The sequence below is a fragment of the Streptomyces sp. NPDC051364 genome (assembly GCF_040682115.1).
Lineage (GTDB): Bacteria > Actinomycetota > Actinomycetes > Streptomycetales > Streptomycetaceae > Streptomyces.
In genome coordinates, this window is sequence record NZ_JBFBAH010000019.1 from 49,855 (window position 1) to 74,190 (window position 24,336).

The following is a 24,336-nucleotide window of genomic DNA, read 5'->3' on the forward strand; positions in this document are numbered from 1 at the left end:
GCGGAGGCCACCGGTCAGACCGACGCCGTGCTGTTGAGCTCGTACGACGCGGCAACCGCGACCGGATCACCGCTGTGTTCGTCGCAGGCCGCATGCGCCTGTGGTGCGGCCGGCCCACTGCAGGGGACGGTCCCGCGCTCGTACGGAAAGCGGCCGAACTGGCCCGCACCGCCGTGGGAAGGGCCCCATCACCCGCGTGCACCCCACCTCCACCGCGGCACGCGAGCGGAGCACCGCACGATGAGTTGCACACACACGCCACGAACCCCGCACGAGCGATGACCCGAACTGACCTGCGGGAACTGGGCGCTCGTCAACCGCGCCGAGGGATGGACACCTGCTTCCCCTGACGCCCTGCTCCACCGCGCCTCGTCCCCCACAGGCGAGTATCCGGTATCGCTCAAACCCACACACCTCACAGGTGACCTGGGTAGAGTCCGCAGGCAACACCTTCTATCAAGGAGCCCCCATGACCGCGCAGGAGCCCACTCTCAAGTCCCAGTACGCCGAAAAGGTCACCGCCGACCTCGCGCTGAACACCGCCGAGCAGGAGCGGATCCGCAAGGAGATCGCGTCCCTGCAGGAGAACCTGACCGGTCTGGAGCAGGACCACGAGCTCCTCGTCGGGATGCGGGCGGCCATCGGCGACACCCCGACTGCGGTGCCCGCCCCGCGCACCGGCAAGAAGACCGCGACGTCGGCGAGGAAGCCGGCGGCGGCGAAGAGCGCAACCACCGCCGACACGAAGAAGGCCACCGCCAAGAAGGCGACGGCCGTGAAGGCTGTGGCGAAGAAGCCTGCGGCGAAGAAGCCCGTGGCGGAGAAGGCGGCTGCGGCCAAGGAGAAGCCGGTCCCGCTGACGGAGCTCATCCACCAGCACCTGAGCGGTCAGGCGGAACCGAAGACGGCCCGCGAGATCGCCCAGGCCCTGACCACCGCGCACCCGGACCGCAACCTCAGCGACAACCTCGTGCGCACGACCACCGAGCGTCTGGTGGCCCGCAGCCTGGCGGAGCGCGCCAAGCAGGGCTCCACCGTCTACTACACGGCGATCCAGCACAACACCCCGGCCGCCGAGGCCCCGGCCGCCGTACCGGCCCAGACCGAGAACGCACCGGTGGCAACCACCGCCTGACCGGTCCCTGGGTGGCCCGTGCTGCACACACCACCACCAGGGCAACAGAATGCGTCAGTGTGGCGTCTGGCCGTCTGTGTCCACCCCGCATGCCGTGGCGCCGGCCGCCACCGTGAGGTGACGGCCAGCGCGGGGTCTGCGGTGTGCCAGGGTGTCGCCGCTGTGGGGATGGCGGTTGAGTTGACGACGGCGCCCGAGCGGGGATTCGGGCCTGTCCAGCCGCCGTAGTGGATGTCACTTCAGGGGTGCGGCGTCGCCGCCCGGGGCGGCTGCGGCGTGGACCTGCGCAGATCCGCGACTGGCTGGTCGTCCGAGCCGGTGGCCGACGGCGGTACTTCGACGACGAAGAACAGGAAGGTGGTTTTGATCGAAAGGTCGTGGAAGTCGTCGGGGAACAGCTCACGGGCGGCCGGGTCAGGCTGCGGCTCGCTGATGACGGCAAGGCGGAAACCGGCGGTGGTGAAGGCATCTTTCGGCCGGCGTGGCGAGAGTGCGTGCCGGGCGTCGCGACGGGGCGAACGTTGCCTGACGCGGCACTAGTTGTCACATGATCCGCCCGGACAGGCTCGGCCCGAGACAACGAGCCCCTACCCATCAGGCCGGCGTCTTGTCCTGCTGTCGGCGGACCAGCTCGGCGATCCAGATGGGTGCGAACGGAGACGTGCAGCCCGGGGAGGTCGGGTAGTCCTTGAGCACCTCCAGGCGCTCACCGATGTCGATCGCCCGGGCGCGGTGCTCGGCGTGGTCGATCCCGATCTCAGCGAGGCAGTGGTTCATCGCCCACTGCAGGCGATCCGGGGCGTCCTTCATCTCCGCCTCGATGACGTCGAGCAGTCCTGAGAGGTCGAGGCCCTCGGGCTTCTTCGCCACACGTTCGGTGGTCAGGGCCCAGCCGGCACTGGCGACCACTGGATCCGGATCGGCGAACCAGGCTACGCGCAGCTCTTCGGAGTGCGGATTCTTCTTCACCACGTAGTTCACGAGCCAGTCGTGCACTTTGGGTGTCCGCGCCTGGCGCAACATGGTGTCCAGCTCGTCCCGCTCGAACGCCTTCGGGCGGCAGATCAGGATGGCCAGCAGCTTCGCCGCGGTGTCATCCGTCTCCCAGAGCCCGCACGCGAGTTCTTGCTGCGTCTTCAGCCGCTTCGCGAGCGCGCGCAGCTTGCCGAGGTTCACACCGTGATCGTCACCGTGCTTCTCGTTCACCTCGCGTGCCTTCGGGTCCTCGAGCGCGGCCAGCTCGGCCATCACCTCGGTCACCATCGTCTCGGCCACCCCAGCGCCTCCTGTCCATCACGTGCGAGATTCAGCCTACGGCGGGAGCCCGGCGGCAGCCACGGACACGGATTCCCGCCACGTCGGCGATGGTGCGGCCGGTCGCCGGGAGCGACTCAACCAAAGGCATGCACCTGACGGGTATCGGCGTCCGGCCACCAGCCGGGCGCCGATACCACTGTCCCGATTCACCTTTTGGCGCCGCGTGTCCGAGGCCCGCCGCATTCCGGGCGTTCGGAAGCCGCGTTGCCGACGGCGACCAGGGTCAGACCCCGCAGAAGGGCATGCTCCGGACGTATCCGCCGAGGTTCTCGTCGTCGGTACCGAGGAGCGCGTCGGTGGATCCCGGCAGGCACTCCACGCTCTCGATCTTGTACTGCGGGAACGTCCCGAGCAGGGTCGGGGACGCCGCCAGCGTGACCCGTACCCGGCCGGCCGCCGATACCGTCACCCGGCCCGCCTCGCTCACCGCCGAGTCGAACGGGCCGTCGTCACCGGCGTCCGCCGCCGAACTCACGATGATCCGCCCGGAGTCGGTCACCGAGATGTCGGAGATGTGTCGCGTCTCGTCGTCGGTCGTGTACGTGGCCCGGTAGGCCCGGCGGGTCACGCTGCCGAACTGCGGCTGGCCCCACGGGGCGAACGAGAGGGTCGCCGAGTACAGCGTTGCGGGACGCGCCGCACCCGCTCCGCGGTCAGCCCACAGGGCTGCGAGCTGCCCGTTCTGGGCCACGAGCGCCAAGCTCTCGAAGTCGTCGCCCTCCCCGATCGCCGGCAGCGGCGCGTAGTCGACGACCGTCGCCGTACCACCGACGACCTTCAGGCGGTACACGATGCCGCGACCGGTGAGCGCCAGGTACTCCTCGGGCATCTGGGGGATGGCTTCGATGGCCTCCAGGTCGACGGGCTCGGGCCCGTCCCACTTGATGGGGGAGATGCCGTCGGAGCCCTCCCAGTGTGTGATCCGGGAGAGGCGTTTCTGGCCGGCCCCCTTGTTGTCGTGCACGACCAGTACGTGCACCCCGGCTCCGTCCGCGGTACGGCTCTCGAACGCGATGCCGCTGACACCGCTCCGGGCGTCGCCGCCCACCTTCTGCCACTGGTCGGCCGCACCGGCCGGGGTGGTGCCGAGCAGTGTCAGCAGCGCGGTCGCCGCGGTGAGCCGGGCCATGCGCTGCAACATCGGGAGTTTCACTGGGGGTCGCTCGCCTTCCCTCCGACAGACGCGAGATCACGCGTCGGTCGGCAGGGTATTGATCATGGTCGGTGCGGCTCAACGATGCTTGCGCCAAGTGGGGGAGCGCACAGGAGCGAGGGTCTTATCGGCACGAACGGACCTGGAGCCCCGTCGTCTGCAGCAGCGCACCGGCTCAGGCGAAGCAGTGGCGCTTGTCCAGGTTCAGGCGGTGGCCGATCACCCTGGCGATCTCGCGGATCGGCACGCCCGTCTGACGACCGCCTCTCCCGGCCGTCGACCGAGTTCTTCGACGCGGTGGGCGTGGCGGTCATTGCGGCTGACGTCTGTGTCGAATACGTCAGTTCGAGCGTCGATGTCGTTGATCGAACCCGTAGCGTGCGTGGCTGACGCCGCCCGGGCTCCGAAGGTGCCGCCCTGTCCGGGGGCCATTCCACGACAGGAGACCCATGCGTAGCGCACTACTCAAGCACGGGGTGCGAGCGACGGCCGCAGCCGCGCTCGTCCTCGCCACCTCCCTCGGCGGTCCGGCCGTCGCCGACACCGCAGACCTCGGCGACCCCCAGGGCCAGGCCGGTCTCGGCCTGCGTGCGCCGAGGCCGGTCGACGTGCGGATCACGGCGTCGGGTATCGAGGCGCCGGAGTCCGCACAGGCGGGCCTGGTGTCCTTCCGCGTCAGGACCGACGACCCGAACGGGCACTTCCTGCAGGCCTTCCGGCCGCACCCCGGCGTGACGGTGGACCAGGTGCTGGCCGACCTCGCCAAGGCCGTCAGTCACCAGCCCGTCCCCACCGCCGAGGGCATATCCGCGGTGCGCGACGAGGCGGAGCTGTTCGGCGGGGCACAGGTCACCCCATCGGTCTCGGAGACCTTCACCGCTCCGATCACCGCAGGCGAGCTCGTCCTGCTGGACTTCGGCGCCTTCCTCGCAGATCCGGCCCACCCGGTCACTCGCACGCTTCAGCTCCAAGGCCACAGGACATCCGGGAACCTGACGGACTTCGCCGACAGCCTGGTGATCGAACGGGACACCGCGGACGGCCCCCGGTTCGACGTCCACGGCCTGGACCGGGCCGCGGGCAGCATCCTGGTGCACAACTCCTCAGGCGAACTGCACGAGATGGCGGTGCAGCCCGTCGCGCCCGGCACCACCGACGCCCAGATCCAGGCCGTCTTCGACCGCACCGCACCCGGTCCGCTGCCCTTCACCGGGCGGCCCGTCGGCCTCGGCGTCCTCTCGCCCGGCCGCTCCGCGCTGCTGGAGACCCGGAACCTGCCCCCGGGCACGTACGTACTCCTCTGCTTCGTCCCGGACGACAAGACCGGCCTGCCGCATGCGGTCAAGGGCATGCACAAAGTCGTCGTCCTGACCTGACCTGACGCCCGCCCCGCCGGCCCGCCGCCACCCGGACAGCGGCGCCGGCGAGGAAGGCTCCGCCCGCGCCCCCTGCGAGAGGCCGGCTACCGGTCCTGGGAGAGCCGCACGAGCTCGGCGAAGGAGCCTCCACCAGTCGGCACGCCGTCCCACGACACGCTGCCGGCCGTCGGGGTCGTCAGCGCCGTCAGGAGCCGGATGAAGGTGGACTTGCCGGCGCCGTTCTCGCCGATGAGGGCGACGACCTCCCCGCGGTTCAGGGTGAGATCGACCGGTCCGAGCGCCGGGGCGTCCTTGCCCGGATACGTGTACGAGGCCCCCTCCATCCGAATCTTCTGCGGGGCGTCCAGCATCTGCGCCCCACGCGGTACGGACTGCTCGGCCGAGTGCGCGATGAAGGCGGCGTAGTCGCCGAGGTAGAGGGCGTGCTGGAACATCGCGGCGCCGTAGACGACGAGTTGCGACAGGGCCGCGGTGGAGGTCCGCATGGCGACGATGGCGGTGCCGGCCGCGCCCACGGCCATGTAGCCGCCGATGACCAAGGCGCCGAGGGACACCCAGGTCAGGACGATGAACAGACCGGACACGGCGGCCGCGGTCAGGTACACGGCCAGGTAGCGCGGGGCGGAGCTGACCATTTTGGAGTCGATGCGCGCACAGACGGCCGCGTACCAGTGGTGCGCGTACGTCCGCATGCTGTTGCCACGGAGCTCGTCGGCAAGCTTGGGGGTCGTGAGATGCCAGCGCATCATGTGGCGGATGTTGCGGGAGGCGACCGTCTCGTTGTGGAGGCGGTAGTCGAGGCGTGCGGCGAAGACCGAGCCGAGGCCCCGGGGGATCACCGACAGCAGCAGGAGCGGCAGGAGCAGCGGGTGCACCAGGGACAGCACCGACGCCACGGCGAGCATGTCGATCAGCCCGCCGGTGAAGCCGAGCGCGTCCTGCAGCAGCATGGCGGAGCGGGCGGATCCCGTTTCCGCCGCCTCGGAGCGCTCGGTGAAGTCGGGGGCGTCGTAGGCGGCCAGTTCGACCAGGCCAGCTTCGCGGTCTGCGCGAGGGCGGAGGGCACGCGGCGGGCCATCTGGGTGAGCGACAGCCGTTCCATCGTTTCGTTGTGCTGGCCCCAGGTGAACTTGAACTCCGGTGGCGCGGGCAGTGCGGTGTCTTTCGGCTTCTCGGCCTTCTGCTGCGTCATCCTGCGGCTCCTCCAACTCGGCTGTGAGGGAACCCCGGTTCACCCGGCGCAAGGCATGGCGGCGCAGCCCGCCGCCTGTGGTCGGGGGAGGCGATGCTGAGCTGTCCGGGGAACTGGAGGGAGTGAGTACACCGCAGCGCGAAGGCCGGAGCAGCCGGATCTGGCCGACCTGCCGGCGCAGTCGGCTCGGCCCTGTTGGCTGATCGTTTCCGGCACTGGCCGGGTTCCGGGGGTTCCTGGAGGGGAGGTTTGGCTGGAACCGGCGGGTTGGAAAGGGGGGCAGCGGAAATCGCTTGCCTGCCCCCCCATGCTGTGACTGGGCACGTTCGCCCGGTCGTTGCTGACCTTTGGACCTTTGGACCTTTGGGTCCTTGGGCCCTAGCGGCGGCTGTCGAGCCAGTCCTTGTAGTGGGTGGGGGCCAGGCGTGCGTCGGGGCCTGCGATGAGGACGTCGCCGGAGATCGCCGCGAACATGCCCGCCTCCGCGTCGGTGACGACGGTGCGCTGCTCCTGCCGGGCGGACAGGGTGAGGCGGCCGAGCTCGTCCAGGGTGAAGACGTCGGGGCCCGCGACGTCGAGCGTGCCGTCCAGCGGCTTGGCGGTGGCGACGTCGGCCAGCGCCTCGACCACGTCGGCCGTCGCGATGGGCTGGATGGGCGTGGCGGGCAGCCGGACGGTCTGGTCGTCGGTGGTCCAGGACATGACCGCGTCCATGAACTCGAAGAACTGGGTGACGCGCACGATCGAGTACGGGGTGGGCCCGGTGCGCAGCAGGTCCTCCTGGAGCGTCTTCGCGCGGTAGTAGTCCAGCTGCGGCACCTGGTCGACTCCGACGATGGAGAGGACGACCTGATGGCGGACACCCGCGCGCTCGCCCGCCGTCAGCAGGTTCCCCATGGTGGTACGGAAGAAGTCCGGGGAGGCGTCGTCGAACGTGGGGGAGTTCGTCACGTTGACGACCGTGTCCGCGCCTTCCAGTGCCTGGTCGAGTCCCGCGCCGCTGAGCAGGTCGACCCCGCTCGACAGGGACGCGGCGACCACGTCGTGTCCGGCCTCGCGGAGCCTGGAGACGAGCTGGGAACCGATCAGTCCGGTGCCGCCGATGACCGTGATCTTCATGGCCGTGCCCTTTCCGTGAGCCGAGTGCCGCGGCCCGTCGCGGCGCAAACTCGGATAAGTCTTGTCCGAGATGATACTCGGATATTCTGGGTCCGAGTCAAACGGGAGGGTGAATGAAGCTGTCCGGTGGCGTGGAGTGGGCGCTGCACTGCTGTGTGGTGCTGACCGCGGCAACCGAGCCGGTGCCGGCGGCCCGGCTGGCGCGGCTGCACGACGTGTCGCCCAGCTACCTCGCCAAGCAGATGCAGGCCCTGTCCCGGGCGGGCCTCGTGACGTCCGTCCAGGGCAAGACGGGCGGGTACGCCTTGACCAGGGCCGCCTCCGAGATCACGGTGCTGGACGTGGTACAGGCCGTCGAGGGGGCGAGCCCGGCGTTCGTGTGCACCGAGATCCGCCAGCGGGGCCCGCTCGGGACCCCGCCCCAGGACTGCACGAAGCCGTGCGCCATCGCCCGTGTGATGACCGCCGCCGATGCCGCCTGGCGGGCGTCGCTGCAGCAGGTGTCCATCGCCGACCTCGTGGGCTCGGTGGAGCAGGACGGCGGCCCGGAAGCGCTGCCGGCCATCGGGGCCTGGCTGAACCCGTCGAATCCTGCCGACAGCACCTGACGCCGCAACGGCGCTTGATAGGCAAGCCAAAACTTGCCTATGGTGGTGGTCATGGCGGATGAGGACGTCTTCAAGGCGCTGGCCGACCCCACCCGTCGGCGCATCCTCGATGAGCTGGTGGAACGGGACGGCCAGACCCTGTTCGAAATATGCGCACGGCTGGTGACCAAGCACGGCCTGGGGCTGTCCCGCCAGGCGATCAGCCAGCACCTGGCCGTACTGGAGTCCGCGGGTCTGGTGGTCTCTCGGCGCCAGGGCCGCTACAAGTTCCACGATCTGAACACCGAACCTCTTGAGCGCATCGCGACCCGGTGGCTCAGGCCCCGCACCCCGGAGAGCATCCCATGAAGATCCACCGGACCAGCGTCTTCGTCGACGACCAGGAAAAGGCACTGCGCTTCTACACGGAGGTGCTCGGCTTCGTGAAGAAGCACGACGTCCCGCTGGGTGAGCACCGTTGGCTGACCGTGGTCTCGCCGGAGGCTCCCGACGGGACCGAGCTGCTGTTGGAGCCCTCCGGTCATCCCGTGGTGAAGGCGTACAGGGACGGGCTGGCCAAGGACGGCATCCCGCTCGCGGCCTTCGCCGTGGACGACGTACCCGCGGAGTTCAACCGGCTGCGCGAGCTCGGCGTGCAGTTCACCCAGGAGCCGCTCGAGATGGGCGCGGTCACCACTGCGGTTCTGGACGACACCTGCGGCAACCTGATCCAGATCCTGCACAGCAAGTAGGGCGCCCCGGACGTCAGGCGCCCAGGTGCGATCTGCCTGCGATCTGCCGGCCGCGTGTCGCCGGCCCCGCGGCGTATCGGCCGATCGGAGGAACAAGGCCCCCGAACGCGTGACCTACCCTGGACCGGCAACGTGAGATCCGGGGGCCGAGCGCAAAAGGAAGAGCGCGTCCATGGGCGTCATCATCAGTTCCGTACGTCGTCGGCGGGCAGGATTCGCCGTGACGGGGGCCGTCCTCGGCCTTCTGGCAGCAGCCGGCACGCCGGCGCTCGCCGCTGCGGACGGCTCGGCGGGCCGGTCGTCGGCCCCCTCCGGGCCCGCCCAGGGCGCCACCCCGATCCCGGTGGGGATCTCCCGGCTGGCCCAGGGCCCGGGCCACAACGTCGCCATCACCATCGACGACGGTCCGGACCCCCGCTGGACTCCGCAGGTCCTCAAGGTGCTGAGGCAGAACCACGTCAAGGCGACCTTCTGCATGATCGGAACCCGGGCACAGAAGTACCCCGCTCTGGTACGCGAGATTGCCGCCGACGGCCACCAGCTGTGCGACCACTCCGTCGACCACGACGTGACAATGGACCACAAGCCCGTCGCCTACCAGCGGCAGCAGATCCTGGACGGCAAGGCCATGATCGAGAAGGCCGTGCCGGGTGTCGCCGTGAACTACTACCGTGCGCCGGGCGGCGCCTTCACCCCCGACAGCCGTGCGATAGCCACCGCGAGCGGGATGCGGCCTCTGGGCTGGAGCGTGGACCCCAAGGACTGGAGCCGCCCGGGTCTGCCTGCGATCGTCGCGGCGCTGGAGGGCAAGCTGCCCCAGCAGCCGACCGTCCTGTTCCACGACGGCGGCGGCGACCGCAGCGAGACGGTCGCCGCGCTCAAGCAGTACCTGCCCTGGCTCACTGCACGGGGCTACACCTTCACCTTCCCGGTCCGTACCACCCCGTAAGGAATCCCCTCGGGCCTCGGCGTCCGGGACCCCGTCCACGGCGACGGTACCGCTACGCCTCCCGTACGTACGCCCCCGCACGCGCGGCCATCGCCGCGGCCGTCGCGCAGCGATCGGCGGCGGCCTCGTCGAGCGGGAGGGCGGTGGTGAGGAGGCGGTAGTAGAGCGGGGCGGACGCCGCGCGGATCACCTCGTGCGGGTCGGTGCCCTCGGGCACCTCACCGCGGGCGGCGGCCTGTTCGACACACGGCGCCCATTCCTCGACGCGGGCGCTGTAGAAGCCGTACAGGGCCTCCGCCGCCTTCGGGTCGCAGGTGCCGGCCGCGATCACCGCCTTGAACAGGGCTCCCTGCCGGGGATCGGCCAGCGTCCGCTGCACCAGACGGGTGTTGGCCCTCAGGTCCCCGAGCAGTGAGCCCGTCTCCGTGTGCCGCACGGACTGCTGTGCCATGTCCAGCAGCAGATCGGTCACGAGACCGGTGACCGTGCCCCAGCGGCGGTAGACGGTCGTCTTCCCGACCTCCGCGCGGCGCGCGATGTCGGTGAGGTCCAGATGGGCGAAGCCCTGCTCGGCCAGGACGTCTTCGGTGGCGCGCAGCACCGCCGCCCGCACCCGCGCCGTACGCCCTCCGGGCCGGGTGGCTCCCGGGTCGGACTCGGCTTCCGCGAACTCCATAACGGGACTCCTGTTCCATTAAGTGCTGAGCCTTGTTACGCTGAGGGCATCTTAACGGAACCGCAGCCCCATTAGCTGGGTGCGTGAGAGGGGATTCGTCATGGAGTACAGGCGACTGGGTACGTCCGGGCTTCAGGTGCCCGCGCTCAGCTTCGGCGCCGGAACCTTCGGCGGACAGGGACCGCTCTTCGGTGCCTGGGGCAACACGGGTGTCGAAGAGGCGCGCCGCCTCGTGGACATCTGCATCGACGCCGGGATCACCATGTTCGACACCGCCGACGTCTACTCCGACGGCGCGTCCGAGGAGGTGCTGGGGGCAGCCCTCAAGGGGCGCCGGGACCAGGTGCTCATCTCCACCAAGGCCGGCCTGCCCACGGGCGACGGGCCCGGCGACGCGGGCACCTCGCGATCCCGCCTGATCACTTCGGTCGATACAGCCCTGCGCCGCCTCGACACCGACTACATCGACCTCTTCCAGCTGCACGCCTACGACGCCGGCACCCCCGTGGAGGAGGTGCTCTCCACCCTGGACGACCTGGTCCGGGCCGGGAAGATCCGTCATCTCGGCGTCTCCAACTTCTCCGGCTGGCAGGCCATGAAATCCCTGGCCACCGCCGACCGCCGCGGCCGCGAGCGCTACGTCGCCCACCAGGTCCACTACTCCCTCGTCGGCCGCGACTACGAATGGGAGCTGATGCCGCTCGGGCTCGACCAAGGGCTGGGCGCGATCGTCTGGAGCCCCCTCGGCTGGGGCCGGCTCACCGGCAAGATCCGCCGGGGCCGGCCGCTGCCCGCCGGCAGCAGGCTGCACGACACCGCCGACTACGGTCCGCCGGTGGAGGACGAGTACCTCTACCGTGTGGTCGACGCCCTGGACGAGATCGCGGAGGAAACGGGGAAGGCGATCCCGCAGATCGCCCTGCGGTGGCTGTTGCAGCGGCCGACCGTCTCCTCTGTCATCGTGGGTGCCCGCAACGAGGAACAGCTGCGCCAGAACCTCGGAGCCGTGGGCTGGACGCTCACCCCTGCGCAGATGGCCAGGCTCGACGCGGCGAGCAGCCGGACGGCCCCGTATCCCTACTTCCCGTACCACCGGCAGGAGGGCTTCGCCCGTCTCAACCCGCCGGTGGTCTAGGCCGGTCCCTTCGGGCGATTCAGTTGACGATGGGGCCGGATCGGGGATCCAGGCCGACCCAGACGCCGTAGTAGAAGTCGTCACGGAGGTCACCGGAGGCGCCGGTGTCGCCGCCCGTGGCCGCCCCGGTGCCGCCGCCCGTGACCCCTCCGGAGGAGCCGGAGCGCTGTGCTCGGACGTCTTGGGGCAGGGGCCGGGCATGAACTTCGACGACGCTTCCGCTCGGTTCCCGGCCGGGGCTCCGCGAGCGTGATCCGCCGCTGCGGCGTTCGGCGCCGGGCCGACGGCCGCCAGGAAGACCAGGGCTGCTGTGGCGGACGATACCGGGTGCCCCGCCCCCCACACAGACACACGGGCAGAGTCTGCGCGCGTGCGCCCGGCGCAACCGGTCCATCATGGAAGAGGCAGGCCGGAGCGTTGTGCGGCCACTGCGCGTGCGTGCGACACGCGCGTCAGGCGGGAGGTGATCCCATGGACATGAACATGGACGAATCGCGCAGGGCTTGGGCCATGATGATCGGCGTCCTCGCCGTCATCCTCGCCAACCTCACGGCGATCGTCCTGATGAACACCGTCGGAAAATGAACCGCCGGTTTCACGGGGTCAGGCGGGCTGCGGGGTAAGGCGCTTGTGCCCCTTGCGGTCGTAGTACGTGGTCATGGCGAAGCCGAAGAGCAGGGCGAGTACGACGCCGACCGCGATCATGATCCAGGAGCGGGTGAGTCCCGCATCGCCGCGGGCGTCGAAGTAGAGGATCGCGCGCACCCCGTCGCTGAGCTGCCGCATGGGCTCGAAGTGGGACAGGAAGCGGTAGAAGCCGGGGACGGCTTGGAGCGGCACGGTGGCGCCCGAGGAGGGCAGGCCCAGGACGATGAACACGAACATCGACACCAGTTGGCCGATCCCGCCGAACGCGGCATTGATGGCCTGCACGCCCAGGCCGACGGCGAGGGCCGCGCAGTATGAGTAGATCAACAGCAGGGGCAGGTGGGACGCGTCCATCCCGAGGATGCTGACGCAGGCGATGAGGACCAGCGAGGCGCTGACGAGCGTGATGCCCGCGGTCATCACCATCTTCAGCAGCAGCGTCTGGGTGCGGCTGATCGGCACGGTGGGGCGGCGCGTGTGCCACGGGCCGATCTCGTTGTCCGCGTAGCCGAGGGCGGTGTCGACGCCGTTGCTGATCACGTTGCCGCCCATGAACCCGGCCAGCACGAGCAACAGGGTGTAGTAGAAGGCGGTCAGGCCGAGGCCGCTGTGAATGCCGATCGGGTGCCCGACCTGGGTGACGACGTTCACCGGGTCGGTGAGCAGCAGCTTCGCGGTGGGGCTCGCCTGCGTGCCGGCCGCTGCCGCGAGCTGCCTGCCGATGGTCTGGGACGCCTGGTGCGCGGCCTTGGTCGTGATCTGACTGGCGAGGGAGGAGCCGAGACTGCCCTTGCCGGGGTTGGTGAGCACGGTGATCGTCGGCGCCCGGGTGGCTCCCTGCGTGGTGAGGGCGGTGACGTCGTCCGTGAAGCCGGCCGGGATGATCAGGGCGCCGTAGACCTTGCCGGAGTCGAGCTGATCCTGGGCCTCGGCACGGGTGAGCCTGCGCCACTCGGCCTTGCCGCCCCCGGTGTCGGCTGCGATGGCGGTCGTGACCTGTGTGCCCAGGTTCTCCTTCTGCCCGGGCGGCGGCTTGCCGATGTCGTCGTTGACGAGGGCGATGGGCAGGTCGCGCAGGTCCCGGTTGGGGTTGACGATGCCGCCCATGTACAGCAGGGACAGCAGCAGGGCGAGCAGCCCGGTGAGGACCGTGGGCACCAGCCACAACTGCGGGCGGCGCAGCAGCGTCGCGGCAGTGGCCTGAGGGGCGGCGGGCTCGGCCATGGTTCTCCGTGGGTTCGGGCGGCGCGAAGGACGCACAGCGGGTGAGATGGGCCGAACGGGTGATGCCGCGGCGACCGTACGAGAGGCCAGCATGCGGCCCACACCCGCGCAGGCCGTCGTACGCCTCGCGTTCCTCCCCCCGTTGCAGTACGCGTACTCGTACGGCCAACGGCCGCTCGGTGCGGCCTGCCCTCGGTCGACGGCCGGCCAATATTCCGTGCCGTGCCGGTCGGTGGACGTGCAGACTTGCCCCATGGTGGACATATGGGCGTTCCGGGACGCAGTCGGCCGTTGGGCGGCCGGCGGTCCCGGCGGACCGGCGAGTGATCTGGCCGTGCAACTGGGGCTGCGGACGGCGGTTCTGCTGGAAGGGCTGAGCGACCTTGCGGCCGTCGAGGCGCTGTCCGCACGGCGCAACCGGGACCTCGCCGCCGAAGGGGTGTGTGTCGTGTCGATGGGCGGGGCGATGAACGTGGGGCGCTACGCCGGACTTCTCGGGCCGCCCGGTCTTGGCCTGCGCCTGACAGGACTGTGCGACGAGCGCGAGCAGGGCTACTACGACCGGGCCCTGAAGCAGACCCAGGCGCCGGGCCCGAGCTTCTTCGTGTGCGTGGCGGACCTGGAGGACGAGCTCATCCGCGCGCTGGGTACGGCGAGGATCGAGGAGATCATCGGGGCCGAGGGCGACCTGCGTGCCTGGCAGACGTTCCTGCGCCAGCCCTCACACCACGGCCGGCCCCGGCAGCAGCAGTTGCGGCGCTTCCTCGGCACGAAGAAGGGCCGCAAGATCCGCTACGGCCGTCTCCTGGCGGAGGCCCTCGACCCCGGACAGGTACCGGCCCCGCTCGACGACCTCTTCAGGAGCCTGTGACCGTCGATCCGGTCCGAGCGCCGTGCCCCCATCGGACCCCCAACCCGGCTTTGTCATGCCCTGGCTGTAGGTTGCTCCTTCACCCTCTGCGCAAGGAGCACCCACACGCATGTCCATACCGCCGCAGCCACCGTCGTCCCCCGAGCCCTACCCCCAGTCGGGAGCGTACGGACAGCCGGGGCAGCCCGGGCCGTACGGCGGCCAGCAGGGCTGGTACGCGCCGCCCCCGATGTCGCAGAAGACCAACACGCTGGCCATCGTGGCGTTCGTCATGTCGATCGTCTGCGGGCTGCCGCTGGCCCCGCTGATCCTCGGCATCATCGCCCTCTCCCAGATCCGCGACCGCGGCGAGAAGGGCAAGGGCTTCGCCATCGCGGCCATCGTCATCCACAGCCTGGCCATCGCGTTCTACGCGATCGTGCTGGTCCTCGGATTCTCCGGAGGCCTGGACGACGGCCCCCAGCCGAAGCGCGACACCAGCGGCCAGGCCACCACCCCGGGCTCCGTCCGTGTGGAGGACATCCGCAAGGGGGACTGCTTCAACACGGGCGGCAAACTGGCGGAGTACGACGACGAGGAGGGCGGTGACGCCGGCTTCAGGGTGAAGATCGTGCCTTGCGGCGAAGCTCACGAGGGGGAGGCCTACAGCGTCTTCAACCTGGACGGCGGGGCGTACCCGGGCAAGGACAAGGTCATTTCGATCGCCGAGGAGAAGTGCGCGGGCCCGGCGCTCACCGGCTACGTCGGCGCCGACGCGAAGATCGCGGATACGCTCGAGGTGTACTACTACTACCCGCAGCCCACCACTTGGATCCGCGGCGACCGAGAGGTCACCTGCTTCATCGGGGACAGCAGCGGCTCCAGCACCGGCTCGCTCCGCGCCGCCGGTTCCTGAGCCGCAGTCGTCGGTCGGGGCTACGGGGTGGTGGGTGCAGGACTCGGTCCGGCAGCCCGCTTCCGCAGCAGCCGCTTGTCCGGCTTGCCCCGGTCGGTGAGGGGAAGGGCCGGCTCCCAGAAGACGGTGGTCGGCCGGTGGGCCGGTGACAGCGCCTCGGCCGTCAGGAGGCATGCCTCGGCGGCCACCGCGCTCGTGGGAGGGTGACCCGGCGCCGGCACGAGGAAGGCGCACACCTCCTCACCGGTGAGGTCGCTGGCCCGGCCCACCACCGCGGCCTCGGACACGGCGGGGTGCCGGGTCAGGGACGTCTCGATCGGACCGCAGTAGATGTTCACACCGTCCACGATGACGACGTCGTTGACCCGGTCGTCGAGGTAGAGGTACCCGTCGGCGTCGAAGTGGCCGAGGTCCCCGGTCCTGAACCATCCGTCCCGCATCACCTGGGCCGTCAGGTCGGGCTGATTCCAGTAGCCGGCCATCACCATCTCGGACCGCACCCATACCTCTCCGGTACGTCCTTGCTCCGACTCCGCCCCGTCCCGGTCCCGCACCCGCACGTCCACGCCGGGCGCGGGACGGCCGGCGGACCCCAGGAGGTATGGCCGGTCGGTCACCCCCGCGTCGTGATCGGCCGCCGACAGCCTGCAGATCACCCCGGCCTCGTTCATCCCGTAGCCCTGCCGCCACCTCGGCCGGGCACCCCAGCGCGTGAGCGCCTGCCGCAGCCGCTCCGGGTGGATGGGGGAGTTGCCGTACGACACCTGGACGAGCCCCGGCACGCCGTCGGCGGTCGTCGGGTCGTCCAGCAGCCGGTACACCATCGAGGGCGTCAGGTATGTGGACACGGGCGCCAGGCGCCGGCAGGCGGCGGCGAACTCCCTCGTGTCGAAGAGTCCGAGGATCTCCACCCGGCCTCCGTCGCGCAGGTGTTCCAGGCACCGGCCCCCGGAACGCTGCGCGAGCGAGGTGACCGAGAGGTAGACCGACTCCGCAGGTCCGCCGCCCTTGCCGCGCGTACCGGTCCGGTCCGCCATCGCGGCGAAGGTGGAGGCCACCCCCTTGGGCCTGCCCGTGGTGCCGCCGGTGTACGTCACACGCGCCACGTCGTCCTCACGAGCCTGCACGGGAACCGGCCGGACTTCCCGGGCGCGGGCCAGCCGCATCAACGCCTCCAGCCCGATGCGCGGAACCCCTGTGTCGGGCACCGGGGCGTCGTTCACCACCACGACCGGCGCGCAGTCCCGCAGCAAGAAGTCCAGGCCATGAGTGGCGGGACCGACGATCACCTGGGTCAGCCGCGCGCCCAGCACGTGCGCGGCCAACCGGACCAGCAGCACCTCGGGCCGGTTGCCGCTCACGCAGGCCAGCCCGGCCCCGCGCCGCACTCCCAGCTCTCCGAGGAGGCTCGCCAGCCGGTACGTATCGGCCAGCACCTCGGAGAATCCCGCGACCACGGGACCGGCCCCGATCGCGGGGCGTCCCGCGTTCCGTTCCAACGCACCGATCAGGTCCGCGACATACCGCGCAGCCATCTCCACCGCCACCACCACCGCCACCACCTCTACGCCCGTCCCGACCAGTCTCCCGCCCGGCCGTAGCCCCTGTCGGCGGCTCGCCGGTCGGGGCAATGTGCTCAGCGGAGGACGGGGATCACATCGCGCGTTTCGTCGACCTCGATGCCGGTGGTGCGGCGGGCGAGCGGTTCCGGGGGCGTTTCGTCCGCGTAGACGGTGCCCCGGGCAGGCAGCGCCTTTGGCCGCCGGTGTCGGCCCACCAGGAGTTGATTCCTCCTTACCACCAGGAGGTGACCCCTACTCCCCCAAGGGAAGCATTCCGCCTGCAACCGGGGTTGTACGCACCCGGAAAAAGGTCCGGGCCGGCGCCCCGACTCGGGCCGGGCCGCGGTCCGTTCTCCCACGCCCGGCGACGTCGCCGGTCAGCGTGGCCGCAGGCCGTCGAAAACCACCTCGAAGATCCGCTCCCGGGCTGCCGGGTCCGCACCGAGCTGTTCCAGCATTGCCCCGGTACCGACCAGTAGGGCAAGCAGCTCGGGCAGGCGCAGCTCCGGGCGGACCACCCCGCCCTGCTGGGCCTCGGACAGCAGGCCGGCCAGCCGGGTCTGGATCTCCTTGGTCGGCTCGTGCAGCGATGCGTGCACGTCCACACCGGCCGCGGCGAGTGCCTGGGCGAACTCGTTCTTGCCCGCCGACTGTTCCACCACCAGGCGGAAGCAGGCGAAGAATGCCCCGGCCGGATCGGCCTGAGCTGCCAGCTGCGCGGTCATGGCGGCGATCGCCTCCAGCCTGCGCACCATCACCGCTTCCAACAGTGCCTCCTTGGTGGGGAAGTGCCGGAAGAGCGTGCCGACCCCGACCCCGGCGGCCCGGGCGATCTCCTCGGTCGGCACGCCGACGCCGCGGGTGGTGAACACCTCCGTGGCGACATCGAGCACCCTGGCCCGGTTGCGGGCGGCGTCCGCCCGCAGCGGGCGCTCCTGAGCGCCAGTCATCCCTTTTCTGCCTTCCTCTGCATGCGGCGCAAGAACTTCTGGACAACCGGAGTTGTCAGTCCGTATCGTTGAAAACGGAGCCGCTAGTCCGATTCTAGTGGCTGATCCCGCCGGAGGTTGATCATGCCCAAAACGCTGTCACCGCGAGAGGTCTTCCACAAGCTGCTGGAGCGCATCAGTGAGGGGCGGTTCTCGGAGCTGGCCGAACTCTATGCAGAGGACGCTGTCGTGGAGACCGTCTTCGAGCCGGTCGGGCCGCGCAGGTTCGAGGGTCGTGCCGTCTTGGAAGCGCGGTTCGCGCAAGTCTCCGCGAGTATGCCCGTGGAGCTGACCCCGGTGAATGTGGTCGTCCGGGAGACCGATGACCCGGAGGTGGCCGTTGCCGAGTGGGACTACCGGGTTCACCACCGCGTGACCGGGCGGACCTTCGAAACCGCGAACATCCAGGTGCTGCGGGTCCGCGACGGCCTGATCGTCGGCAGCCGGGACTTCCACGACCACCTGGCCCTCGTCGTGGCCGGTGGTCACCTGCCGCAGCTGGTGAAGGCGTTGGAGGGTGAGCAGCCCGAGTAAGGCCGCCGAATATCTGCGTGAGCCCCTTCGCGCCCCCCGAACCCGCAGGCCGCGGAGCAGCACCTCGCCAATCCTGCCGTCGCGCAGCAGCTCGCGGGCGCCGGGGCCACGCCCGTGCGTATCCGCCAGTCAGCCTCCGCGGTACCGCTCAACCGGTCGAACGACTCCGCGTCGTTCTACGCGGGTGGGCGACACCCTCTACACGGCCGGCGGCAGCCCCATCGGCCGGGCTCAACCCGTCCTGACCGGCGCCGGGGCGTTCCGTAGACGGCTACGCGGTCGGCTACGACACCGCCTACGACGAGGCGTTCCGGCAGAACTGCCTGAACAAGTGACGTGCATTCGACCAACGCGGTGAGATGGCAGGCTCACGCCGGGAACCGGGGGAGGTCAGAGGCTAAGGTCGGCGGGTGAGCCAAACCGAAGGGCGCTCCGGGGGAGCCGGACCATTCACAACCCGGCTGACCTGGCACCCCTTGGAGGGGGGCACGGCGGTCTGGGAGTCCCGCCTGGCACGCAAGCGCGGCCTGATCACCGTCAGCGCTGCGGGCGATCCCGAACCGCGTCGCCGAATTATTGAGGGCGTGTCGGTCGCCCGCCTGCGCAGGCTGAACGCCGTCGCCGCGCTGGCGTTCACCGTCGGTGGGGCCCTCTTCGCCCTCGGGGCCTGGGTCGCCCAGTTCGGCTCGAGTGGTGCAACAGGCGCCTGGATCTACTTCGCCGGCGGCCTGTTCTTCAACACCGGCGGCTACACCTCACTGCTCCAGGCGATCAACGCCCCCCGCCCGGAGGCCGGAGGAGGCTCGCCGGCCGCACGAGCCTGGGCCTGGTGGAGCTACGAGCCCTACCGGATCGACTGGCTGAGTACCTTCGTGCTGTTCGTCGGCACTCTTGTGTTCGGCATCAACCTGCTGAGTTCCCTGCTGCAGGGGCTCTCGCTCCAGCAGGTGAACAGGCTGATCTGGGCACCCGACATGGTCGGATGCATCCTGTTCCTGATCTCGGGGCACCTCGCACTGCTCGAGGTCTGCCATGGCCGGCCGGCCGTGCGCACCCACGACCTCGGCTGGTGGATCGTCGCGATCAATCAGCTCGGCTCCGTCCTCTTCCTCATCTCGGCTCTGGCGGCCTTCACCCGCCCCGCGACCGGGAGTCCGGTGAACGAGGACGTCGCCAACTGGGGCACTCTGACGGGGGCGCTCTGCTTCTCGGCCGGCGGAATCCTCCAGCTCTTCGAGCGCCCCTGAAGGCGGTGCAGAACGCCCGGTCCGGGATGTTCGCCCCGCGTGCGTTCATGTCCGGTGCCTCGTCAGAGCCCGGAGTTCTCGCGCCAGATCCGGCGGGATGCCGGGAGCGGGTCCTCGGCGAGCGTCGGTTCGACGTCCCAGACGCGGGTCGTCGGGCGGTCTGCCGTGAAGGGGGGCCAGCCGGGATCCCCTGATGCGGCGAACGAGATCCACGAGGAGCGGAGCTGCTCGGACAGCCGGGTGAAGTCCTGGGAAGGGGGCTTGCCGCCGAACAGGAAGCCGGACAGGGGGCCTCTCGCGTGGCCGAAGGTCGCCGGGATGTCCACGGTGTGACAGGCCCCCAAGGCTCCCCCGAAAGCCGGGCTGCTCCAGGCGAAGTCGTAGAGCCAGGCCCGGCCGCCCGCGGCGGCGTGCGCCTCGGCCAGCCACGTCGCGGGCATCCGGAACAACGCGTCGGAGAACATTTCCGTCATCGAGGCGATGCGCCAAGCCTCCTCTTCGGGCAGGAACCGCCCGGCCATGCTCTGGGCGATGGCGCGGCGGAACAGGCCGCGCGCGGCGGGCGCGGACAGCAGGGCGGCGACGGAGGCACCTCCGCCGGATTCGCCGAAGAGGGTCACGTTGTCCGGGTCGCCGCCGAAGGCCGCGATGTTCTCGTGCACCCACGCGAGTGCGGCGGCCTGGTCGAGGAAGCCCCGGTTGGCGGGCGCCCCCGGCACGTATCCGAACCCCTCGAAGCCGACGCGATAGTTGAACGTCACCATGACCACGCCGCCGCGGGCGATACCTCGCCGTCGTATCCGGGATCGGCGGAGTAGCCCGACTTCCACCCGCCACCGTAGATCCACACCATGACCGGCAGCCGGTCACCGGCACCGCCCGGGGTCCATACGTTCACACTGAGGCAGTCCAGACCGTCCTCCGGCCGCCAGGCCGCGGGCATTCCGGGGACCAGTGGCAGCTGCGGGGGAGCGGCGCCGAAGGACGTCGCCGGACGGACGCCGTCCCACGCCGGGACCGGGGCCGGCGCCTGGAACCGCAGAGGCCCCTCCGGCGGAAGGGCGTAGGGAATGCCCTTGAAGGCGGACAGCCCGTTGCCGGCGGCCGAGCCTGCGATCTTGCCGGCCGAGGTTTCGATGACGACGCTGGCGACGCCCATGGGTGGCACCTTTCTACGTGGAGAGTCTGAGGACAGCGTCGAGCAGGCATTGCCCGCCGAACATCAGGTCGCTGATCCGGGCGTGCTCGTCAGGCGCGTGGATGAGCCGCATGATGTCGGCGTCGCTCGCCGAGGGAAAGAATCCGATCACCTTCGTGTCGGGGAAGGCGCGGGCGTCCGTGGCGGCCGGATTGATGTACGGCAGGACCCGCGCACCCGGCTCGTGGGCGGCCACGGTGGCGCCCAGCACCGGCAGGATCTCCGGGTCGTCGTGGACGCGGTGGCTCACCCTGCCGTGCAGCAGGGATACCTCCACTTGGTCGCCGACAGCCCGTCGAGTGCCCCGCGGCCCCAGACGCGGCCCTCGGCCACCTCGCCCGAGAAGGGCGGATGGCTCCATGCCTCGGGCTGGGCGCCGACCACGTCCGCGTGGCCCAGCAGCATGAGCGGCGGTTCCCGTCCCGACCCGGGCAGCCGGGCGACGAGGTTGGCCCGTCCGGGTTCGGACTCCAGGACGGAGTGCGGGATGCCGGAGCGGGACAGCTCGCGGGAGACATAGCGCGCGACGGCGATCTCCTGCCCCGGCGGGTTCGAGGTGTCCAGCCGGATCAGGGCCGAGAGGTGGCCGACGAGGTGGCGTTCCTGGTCGGCCCACGTGAACGGCAGGGCCATGGGCTGGGGTGGGACGGACACGTCCATGCTCCGGAGTGCCGGGGATTGCTACGGCCCGGCCCCGTCGGGGCCGGGCCGAACGGCCAGACGGCCTAAGAGGCCGTCGGCTGGCGCAGGCGCCGCCAGTATCCGGCGAGGTCGTTCGTGGCGGCGGTGACCGTGTCCAGGCTCATCGTGGTGCGGGAGTCCCGTTCGTAGCGCTGCCAGTTCGGCATGGCCTGGTGGTTGGGATCGCCGTTGCGGATGAAGGAGATCCACGCCGCGTGCAGGGTCGAGGCCAGACCTTCACGGATCCGCGGGTCGAGCCCCGTCAGGAAGGGCGCTTGCGACCACTTGTCGAAGTTGTCGAAGACGAAGGGCAGTTCCAGGCAGTGCGCCGCCGCCAGCCGGCCGCCGTGCGCGGGCGTCGGGAGGTCGAACTGGTACGCCCACACCGGACGCTTGCGGGCCGCAGCCCGCCGTTCGGCGAGTGCCAGGCCCGGCATGCGGAACAGGTCGTCGCTGATCAGGTCCATGAGTACGTCCACCGGCCGGGCGCCCGGCCGGGCTTCCTCGTACGCGCTGTATGCCTCGGCAGCCCGGTTCCCGAAGGTGTCCCGTGCCCGGGCGAGCACCTGGTCCTTGGTCGCGGCGGCGTACGTCGGGTCGAGGGCGAAGGCGAAGTTGGCTTCCTCCCTGGTGCAGCCGATCAGGATGTCGATGTCCGCCCCGGGACCGCTGAGCAGCAGGTCGGAGGGGTGGCGGTCCAGCGTCACCTCGTCGAGCACGGGCAGGAACGGCGTCGACCAGTACCCCCACCGTCCGGTGCGCTTGAACATCTCGATGGTGGCGCCCATCAGCTGCTGCCAGGGCAGGGTCCGCAGCTGGGCGACGTCCTTGGCCCCGAGGATCTCGAGGAAGGCGGCGCTGCGCTGCAACGACTCCGTACGCGTGGGGACCTGCAGTCCGAGCGGCGGGCTCTGGAGGATGGCGCGCCGGAACAGCGGGCGGCCCTGGGGCCGGGCTCCGGCCAGGGCCGCGACCGAGAACGCGCCGCCGGACTGGCCGGCGAGGGTGATGTTGTCCGGGTCTCCGCCGAACGCGGCGACGTTGTCCCGTACCCAGCGCAGTGCGGCGAGCTGGTCGGTGAGCCAGAAGTTCCCGCCGGCGCCGTCCTCGCCGAAGTAGAGGTATCCGAGCGGCCCGAGCCGGTAGTTGATGGTCACCACGACGAGGTCGCCGTCGCGCGCGAAGGTCTCGCCGGAGTAGATGGGCAGTGAGCCGGACCCGGAGATGAAACCGCCGCCGTGGATCCAGACCATCACCGGCCGCTTGGCGCTGTCGGCCTGCGGGGTCCAGACGTTGAGCGTGAGGCAATCCTCGTCGAAGGGGGGAGAGCCGTGCGTTCCGAGTACCTGGTCGCCCCCCTCCCGGTAGAGCTGCGGCGCGCTGGGGCCGAACGCGATGGCGTCGCGCGTTCCCGGCCAGCCGGGATGGGGCTGGGCCGGCCGCCAGCGCAGGGCGCCGACCGGCGGCGCCGCGTAGGGCACGCCCTTGAAGACGGTGAGACCTCCCTCGACGACCCCGCGCAGCCGGCCCGCGGGCGCGTCCACGACGGGCGAGGGATCGTCCGCTCGAGGGGAGGCCTGCGCCGCGTGCCCGGCCGGAATCCCGGAGAGCAGCGCGGCACCGGCCAACACGGTGCTGTTCTTGAGGACTTTGCGTCGTGATGGATCGTCGGTCACGGTGCTTCACTCCCTGACTGATCACGGGCCGCCGCCGAATCGATATGGCGGAGATTTGACGATCGCAAGTGTTACGCCATGCTCGTGAGCGGGGTCAAGGGGTGCGAGCGTCTTGGCGCTCGATATCTCGCGATCTATTGACGGCCGTCTCAATTACGCGATAGACACGTGTCACCCTCCACGGCACCCCATCGGCAACACCCGGTCCACCAGGGCCGGCTCACCACGTACGGAGTCTCCATGGCAGGTCGGTTTCGTCCCGTTGGTCTGATCGCCGTCACGACGGGCCTCTTGCTGACCACCGCATGCGGTGGCGCCAGCCTCGGGACCGGCGACGGCGACAAGCAGGGCGGGCCCGTGAAGATCGGGCTCCTCGTCCCGCAGTCCGGGACCTACAAGGCGCTCGGCGACGACATGAAGCAAGGCTTCGAGCTCTACGTCAAGCAGCACGGCGGCAAACTCGGCGGCCGAGAAGTGCAGATAGTGATCGCCGACGAAGGGGAGACGGCCGACTCCGGCAAGGCGGCGGCGGAGAAGCTCGTCAAGCAGGACCGGGTACTGGCGGTGAGCGGCGTGGTCAGCTCGGCCACCATCAACGGGGTCAAGGACCTCTTCGAGACGAGCAAGATCCCGCTCGTCGGCTCGAACGCCTCGCCGACGACGCTGACCGGGACCAAGTACATCTGGCGCACGTCGTACGTCAACGACGAGCCGGGCAAGGCGCTGGGCAAGTACGTCGCAGAGAGGGCCGGCGGTCCGGTCTTCCTGATCGCCGCGGGCTACCAGGCGGGCAAGGACGAGGTGGAGGGATTCAAGTCCACCTTCCTCCCCGCCGGCGGCAAGCTCGCGGGGGAGGAGGTCTACACCCCGTTCCCGGGGACGAAGAACTTCCAGCCGTACCTCGCGCAGATCGAGAACTCCGGCGCGAAGGCGGTCTTCTGCTTCTACGCGGGCGGTGCGGCCGTCGACTTCGTCAAGCAGTACCGGGACTTCGGCCTGGCCGGCAAGATCCCGCTCTACGCGCCCGGCTTCCTCACCGAGGGCGGCGTGCTGAAGGGGCAGGGAGAGGCGGCCGACGGCATCCTCACCGCGCTCAACTACAGCGCGGACCTGGACAACGCGGCCAACAAGCAGTTCGCGCCCGCCTACCAGTCCGCCTACGGGGCGCCTGCGACCACCTACGCGATGGCGTCGTGGGACGCGGCGCAGGTGCTCGACAAAGCGATCAAGGCGGCCGGTGGCACCGTGACCCCGGAATCGGTCAATGCTGCCATCGCCAAGGTGGGGGACATCGACAGCCCGCGCGGCACCTGGAAGTTCAACAGCGGCGGCACGCCCGTCCAGCCGTGGTACCTGCGCGAGGTCAAGCAGGGGGCCAACACCGCCACCTCCGAGCTCGGCCGGCTGGGCGGCTGAC

General features: G+C 70.3%; 27 protein-coding genes and 2 pseudogenes. 13 read left to right on the forward strand and 16 right to left on the reverse strand.

Annotated elements, in window-relative coordinates:
• Positions 1 to 35 precede the first annotated feature (35 nt).
• Positions 36 to 244 (forward strand): annotated as a pseudogene (locus AB0M76_RS30245) (amidohydrolase); the annotation flags it as partial.
• Positions 245 to 469: 225 nt separating this feature from the next.
• Positions 470 to 1,135, forward strand: a complete 666-nt coding sequence (locus tag AB0M76_RS30250) for a hypothetical protein (RefSeq protein ID WP_365955903.1) — start codon at positions 470 to 472, stop codon at positions 1,133 to 1,135.
• Positions 1,136 to 1,374: 239 nt separating this feature from the next.
• Here AB0M76_RS30250 and AB0M76_RS30255 read toward each other — a convergent pair.
• From AB0M76_RS30255 to AB0M76_RS30265, 3 genes and pseudogenes are all read right to left on the reverse strand, one after another.
• A pseudogene (locus tag AB0M76_RS30255) lies at positions 1,375 to 1,605 on the reverse strand (SAM-dependent methyltransferase); the annotation flags it as partial.
• A gap of 124 nt (positions 1,606 to 1,729) precedes the next feature.
• Positions 1,730 to 2,398 (reverse strand): DNA alkylation repair protein, encoded by a 669-nt coding sequence (locus tag AB0M76_RS30260; RefSeq protein ID WP_365955904.1) that lies wholly within the window; start codon positions 2,396 to 2,398, stop codon positions 1,730 to 1,732.
• Between the two features lie 277 nt (positions 2,399 to 2,675).
• Positions 2,676 to 3,581, reverse strand: a complete 906-nt coding sequence (locus AB0M76_RS30265; RefSeq protein WP_365955905.1) for a hypothetical protein — start codon at positions 3,579 to 3,581, stop codon at positions 2,676 to 2,678.
• Between the two features lie 473 nt (positions 3,582 to 4,054).
• Here AB0M76_RS30265 and AB0M76_RS30270 point away from each other — a divergent pair, with 473 nt between their 5' ends.
• Positions 4,055 to 4,981 carry a hypothetical protein gene (locus AB0M76_RS30270; RefSeq protein ID WP_365955906.1) on the forward strand — a complete coding sequence of 309 codons (927 nt, stop codon included), beginning with the start codon at positions 4,055 to 4,057 and terminating at the stop codon, positions 4,979 to 4,981.
• Positions 4,982 to 5,067: 86 nt separating this feature from the next.
• On the opposite strand, the gene AB0M76_RS30275 is transcribed toward AB0M76_RS30270, so the two are convergent.
• From AB0M76_RS30275 to AB0M76_RS30285, 3 genes are all read right to left on the reverse strand, one after another.
• The gene (locus AB0M76_RS30275) at positions 5,068 to 5,934 is read right to left on the reverse strand and encodes an ATP-binding cassette domain-containing protein (protein WP_365955907.1); all 867 of its coding nucleotides are present in this window, start codon (positions 5,932 to 5,934) and stop codon (positions 5,068 to 5,070) included.
• Entirely contained in the window at positions 5,895 to 6,176 is a 282-nt protein-coding gene (locus AB0M76_RS30280; RefSeq protein WP_365955908.1) for a hypothetical protein, read from the reverse strand. The genes AB0M76_RS30275 and AB0M76_RS30280 overlap by 40 nt, the downstream gene beginning before the upstream one ends.
• A gap of 378 nt (positions 6,177 to 6,554) precedes the next feature.
• The gene (locus AB0M76_RS30285; RefSeq protein ID WP_365955909.1) at positions 6,555 to 7,295 is read right to left on the reverse strand and encodes an NAD(P)H-binding protein; all 741 of its coding nucleotides are present in this window, start codon (positions 7,293 to 7,295) and stop codon (positions 6,555 to 6,557) included.
• Between the two features lie 113 nt (positions 7,296 to 7,408).
• On the opposite strand from AB0M76_RS30285, the gene AB0M76_RS30290 reads away from it, so the two are divergent.
• From AB0M76_RS30290 to AB0M76_RS30305, 4 genes are all read left to right on the forward strand, one after another.
• The gene (locus AB0M76_RS30290) at positions 7,409 to 7,903 is read left to right on the forward strand and encodes an Rrf2 family transcriptional regulator (protein ID WP_365955910.1); all 495 of its coding nucleotides are present in this window, start codon (positions 7,409 to 7,411) and stop codon (positions 7,901 to 7,903) included.
• Between the two features lie 51 nt (positions 7,904 to 7,954).
• Complete coding sequence (locus AB0M76_RS30295) at positions 7,955 to 8,251, forward strand: metalloregulator ArsR/SmtB family transcription factor (RefSeq protein ID WP_365955911.1); 297 nt, start codon at positions 7,955 to 7,957, stop codon at positions 8,249 to 8,251.
• Entirely contained in the window at positions 8,248 to 8,634 is a 387-nt protein-coding gene (locus AB0M76_RS30300) for a VOC family protein (protein ID WP_365955912.1), read from the forward strand. The genes AB0M76_RS30295 and AB0M76_RS30300 overlap by 4 nt, the downstream gene beginning before the upstream one ends.
• Before the next feature lie 172 nt (positions 8,635 to 8,806).
• Positions 8,807 to 9,583: a polysaccharide deacetylase family protein gene (locus tag AB0M76_RS30305; RefSeq protein ID WP_365955913.1), complete on the forward strand. Its 777-nt coding sequence runs from the start codon at positions 8,807 to 8,809 to the stop codon at positions 9,581 to 9,583.
• A 52-nt stretch (positions 9,584 to 9,635) separates the two neighbouring features.
• Here AB0M76_RS30305 and AB0M76_RS30310 read toward each other — a convergent pair whose 3' ends face one another.
• Positions 9,636 to 10,259, reverse strand: a complete 624-nt coding sequence (locus AB0M76_RS30310; RefSeq protein WP_365955914.1) for a TetR/AcrR family transcriptional regulator — start codon at positions 10,257 to 10,259, stop codon at positions 9,636 to 9,638.
• A gap of 100 nt (positions 10,260 to 10,359) precedes the next feature.
• On the opposite strand from AB0M76_RS30310, the gene AB0M76_RS30315 reads away from it, so the two are divergent.
• Positions 10,360 to 11,394, forward strand: a complete 1,035-nt coding sequence (locus tag AB0M76_RS30315; protein WP_365955915.1) for an aldo/keto reductase — start codon at positions 10,360 to 10,362, stop codon at positions 11,392 to 11,394.
• Positions 11,395 to 11,997: 603 nt separating this feature from the next.
• Here AB0M76_RS30315 and AB0M76_RS30320 read toward each other — a convergent pair.
• Entirely contained in the window at positions 11,998 to 13,266 is a 1,269-nt protein-coding gene (locus AB0M76_RS30320) for a DUF3533 domain-containing protein (RefSeq protein WP_365955916.1), read from the reverse strand.
• Between the two features lie 253 nt (positions 13,267 to 13,519).
• Between AB0M76_RS30320 and AB0M76_RS30325 the strand changes: the two genes are divergently transcribed.
• Both AB0M76_RS30325 and AB0M76_RS30330 read left to right on the forward strand, forming a co-directional pair.
• The gene (locus AB0M76_RS30325) at positions 13,520 to 14,137 is read left to right on the forward strand and encodes a TOPRIM nucleotidyl transferase/hydrolase domain-containing protein (RefSeq protein WP_365955917.1); all 618 of its coding nucleotides are present in this window, start codon (positions 13,520 to 13,522) and stop codon (positions 14,135 to 14,137) included.
• A 109-nt stretch (positions 14,138 to 14,246) separates the two neighbouring features.
• The gene (locus AB0M76_RS30330; RefSeq protein ID WP_365955918.1) at positions 14,247 to 15,032 is read left to right on the forward strand and encodes a DUF4190 domain-containing protein; all 786 of its coding nucleotides are present in this window, start codon (positions 14,247 to 14,249) and stop codon (positions 15,030 to 15,032) included.
• Positions 15,033 to 15,052: 20 nt separating this feature from the next.
• On the opposite strand, the gene AB0M76_RS30335 is transcribed toward AB0M76_RS30330, so the two are convergent.
• From AB0M76_RS30335 to AB0M76_RS30345, 3 genes are all read right to left on the reverse strand, one after another.
• Positions 15,053 to 16,567, reverse strand: coding sequence for an AMP-binding protein (locus tag AB0M76_RS30335; protein ID WP_365955919.1), 1,515 nt, complete (start codon positions 16,565 to 16,567; stop codon positions 15,053 to 15,055).
• Between the two features lie 101 nt (positions 16,568 to 16,668).
• Positions 16,669 to 16,809 (reverse strand): hypothetical protein, encoded by a 141-nt coding sequence (locus tag AB0M76_RS30340; protein WP_365955920.1) that lies wholly within the window; start codon positions 16,807 to 16,809, stop codon positions 16,669 to 16,671.
• Positions 16,810 to 16,971: 162 nt separating this feature from the next.
• Positions 16,972 to 17,544, reverse strand: coding sequence for a helix-turn-helix domain-containing protein (locus AB0M76_RS30345; protein WP_365955921.1), 573 nt, complete (start codon positions 17,542 to 17,544; stop codon positions 16,972 to 16,974).
• A 123-nt stretch (positions 17,545 to 17,667) separates the two neighbouring features.
• On the opposite strand from AB0M76_RS30345, the gene AB0M76_RS30350 reads away from it, so the two are divergent.
• Positions 17,668 to 18,117 (forward strand): nuclear transport factor 2 family protein, encoded by a 450-nt coding sequence (locus AB0M76_RS30350; RefSeq protein WP_365955922.1) that lies wholly within the window; start codon positions 17,668 to 17,670, stop codon positions 18,115 to 18,117.
• A gap of 410 nt (positions 18,118 to 18,527) precedes the next feature.
• Positions 18,528 to 19,364, forward strand: coding sequence for a hypothetical protein (locus AB0M76_RS30355; protein ID WP_365955923.1), 837 nt, complete (start codon positions 18,528 to 18,530; stop codon positions 19,362 to 19,364).
• A 62-nt stretch (positions 19,365 to 19,426) separates the two neighbouring features.
• On the opposite strand, the gene AB0M76_RS30360 is transcribed toward AB0M76_RS30355, so the two are convergent.
• From AB0M76_RS30360 to AB0M76_RS30380, 5 genes are all read right to left on the reverse strand, one after another.
• Positions 19,427 to 20,128 (reverse strand): carboxylesterase family protein, encoded by a 702-nt coding sequence (locus AB0M76_RS30360; RefSeq protein ID WP_365955924.1) that lies wholly within the window; start codon positions 20,126 to 20,128, stop codon positions 19,427 to 19,429.
• A complete protein-coding gene (locus AB0M76_RS30365; RefSeq protein ID WP_365955926.1) occupies positions 20,122 to 20,523 on the reverse strand; it encodes a carboxylesterase family protein in 402 nt (133 codons plus the stop codon). The genes AB0M76_RS30360 and AB0M76_RS30365 overlap by 7 nt, the downstream gene beginning before the upstream one ends.
• A gap of 13 nt (positions 20,524 to 20,536) precedes the next feature.
• Positions 20,537 to 20,812, reverse strand: coding sequence for a hypothetical protein (locus AB0M76_RS30370; RefSeq protein ID WP_365955927.1), 276 nt, complete (start codon positions 20,810 to 20,812; stop codon positions 20,537 to 20,539).
• Positions 20,809 to 21,222, reverse strand: coding sequence for a hypothetical protein (locus AB0M76_RS30375; protein WP_365955928.1), 414 nt, complete (start codon positions 21,220 to 21,222; stop codon positions 20,809 to 20,811). Before AB0M76_RS30375 ends, AB0M76_RS30370 begins: the two co-directional genes overlap by 4 nt.
• A gap of 65 nt (positions 21,223 to 21,287) precedes the next feature.
• A complete protein-coding gene (locus AB0M76_RS30380) occupies positions 21,288 to 22,919 on the reverse strand; it encodes a carboxylesterase family protein (protein WP_365955929.1) in 1,632 nt (543 codons plus the stop codon).
• A 291-nt stretch (positions 22,920 to 23,210) separates the two neighbouring features.
• On the opposite strand from AB0M76_RS30380, the gene AB0M76_RS30385 reads away from it, so the two are divergent.
• Complete coding sequence (locus AB0M76_RS30385; RefSeq protein WP_365955930.1) at positions 23,211 to 24,335, forward strand: ABC transporter substrate-binding protein; 1,125 nt, start codon at positions 23,211 to 23,213, stop codon at positions 24,333 to 24,335.
• Position 24,336 lies beyond the last annotated feature (1 nt).

Bases quoted from the DNA above. Each gene is read 5' to 3' on its own strand.
- AB0M76_RS30315 (WP_365955915.1), top strand. From the start codon at position 10,360: ATGGAGTACAGGCGACTGGGTACGTCCGGGCTTCAGGTGCCCGCGCTC.
- AB0M76_RS30285 (WP_365955909.1), bottom strand. From the start codon at position 7,295: ATGAAGATCACGGTCATCGGCGGCACCGGACTGATCGGTTCCCAGCTC.
- AB0M76_RS30265 (WP_365955905.1), bottom strand. From the start codon at position 3,581: ATGGCCCGGCTCACCGCGGCGACCGCGCTGCTGACACTGCTCGGCACC.
- AB0M76_RS30335 (WP_365955919.1), bottom strand. From the start codon at position 16,567: ATGGCTGCGCGGTATGTCGCGGACCTGATCGGTGCGTTGGAACGGAAC.
- AB0M76_RS30330 (WP_365955918.1), top strand. From the start codon at position 14,247: ATGTCCATACCGCCGCAGCCACCGTCGTCCCCCGAGCCCTACCCCCAG.
- AB0M76_RS30290 (WP_365955910.1), top strand. From the start codon at position 7,409: ATGAAGCTGTCCGGTGGCGTGGAGTGGGCGCTGCACTGCTGTGTGGTG.
- AB0M76_RS30250 (WP_365955903.1), top strand. From the start codon at position 470: ATGACCGCGCAGGAGCCCACTCTCAAGTCCCAGTACGCCGAAAAGGTC.
- AB0M76_RS30270 (WP_365955906.1), top strand. From the start codon at position 4,055: ATGCGTAGCGCACTACTCAAGCACGGGGTGCGAGCGACGGCCGCAGCC.
- AB0M76_RS30295 (WP_365955911.1), top strand. From the start codon at position 7,955: ATGGCGGATGAGGACGTCTTCAAGGCGCTGGCCGACCCCACCCGTCGG.
- AB0M76_RS30305 (WP_365955913.1), top strand. From the start codon at position 8,807: ATGGGCGTCATCATCAGTTCCGTACGTCGTCGGCGGGCAGGATTCGCC.
- AB0M76_RS30350 (WP_365955922.1), top strand. From the start codon at position 17,668: ATGCCCAAAACGCTGTCACCGCGAGAGGTCTTCCACAAGCTGCTGGAG.
- AB0M76_RS30310 (WP_365955914.1), bottom strand. From the start codon at position 10,259: ATGGAGTTCGCGGAAGCCGAGTCCGACCCGGGAGCCACCCGGCCCGGA.
- AB0M76_RS30275 (WP_365955907.1), bottom strand. From the start codon at position 5,934: ATGCTGCTGCAGGACGCGCTCGGCTTCACCGGCGGGCTGATCGACATG.
- AB0M76_RS30325 (WP_365955917.1), top strand. From the start codon at position 13,520: ATGGTGGACATATGGGCGTTCCGGGACGCAGTCGGCCGTTGGGCGGCC.
- AB0M76_RS30280 (WP_365955908.1), bottom strand. From the start codon at position 6,176: ATGACGCAGCAGAAGGCCGAGAAGCCGAAAGACACCGCACTGCCCGCG.
- AB0M76_RS30365 (WP_365955926.1), bottom strand. From the start codon at position 20,523: ATGGGCGTCGCCAGCGTCGTCATCGAAACCTCGGCCGGCAAGATCGCA.
- AB0M76_RS30360 (WP_365955924.1), bottom strand. From the start codon at position 20,128: ATGGTGACGTTCAACTATCGCGTCGGCTTCGAGGGGTTCGGATACGTG.
- AB0M76_RS30345 (WP_365955921.1), bottom strand. From the start codon at position 17,544: ATGACTGGCGCTCAGGAGCGCCCGCTGCGGGCGGACGCCGCCCGCAAC.
- AB0M76_RS30300 (WP_365955912.1), top strand. From the start codon at position 8,248: ATGAAGATCCACCGGACCAGCGTCTTCGTCGACGACCAGGAAAAGGCA.
- AB0M76_RS30260 (WP_365955904.1), bottom strand. From the start codon at position 2,398: ATGGTGACCGAGGTGATGGCCGAGCTGGCCGCGCTCGAGGACCCGAAG.
- AB0M76_RS30320 (WP_365955916.1), bottom strand. From the start codon at position 13,266: ATGGCCGAGCCCGCCGCCCCTCAGGCCACTGCCGCGACGCTGCTGCGC.
- AB0M76_RS30375 (WP_365955928.1), bottom strand. From the start codon at position 21,222: ATGGACGTGTCCGTCCCACCCCAGCCCATGGCCCTGCCGTTCACGTGG.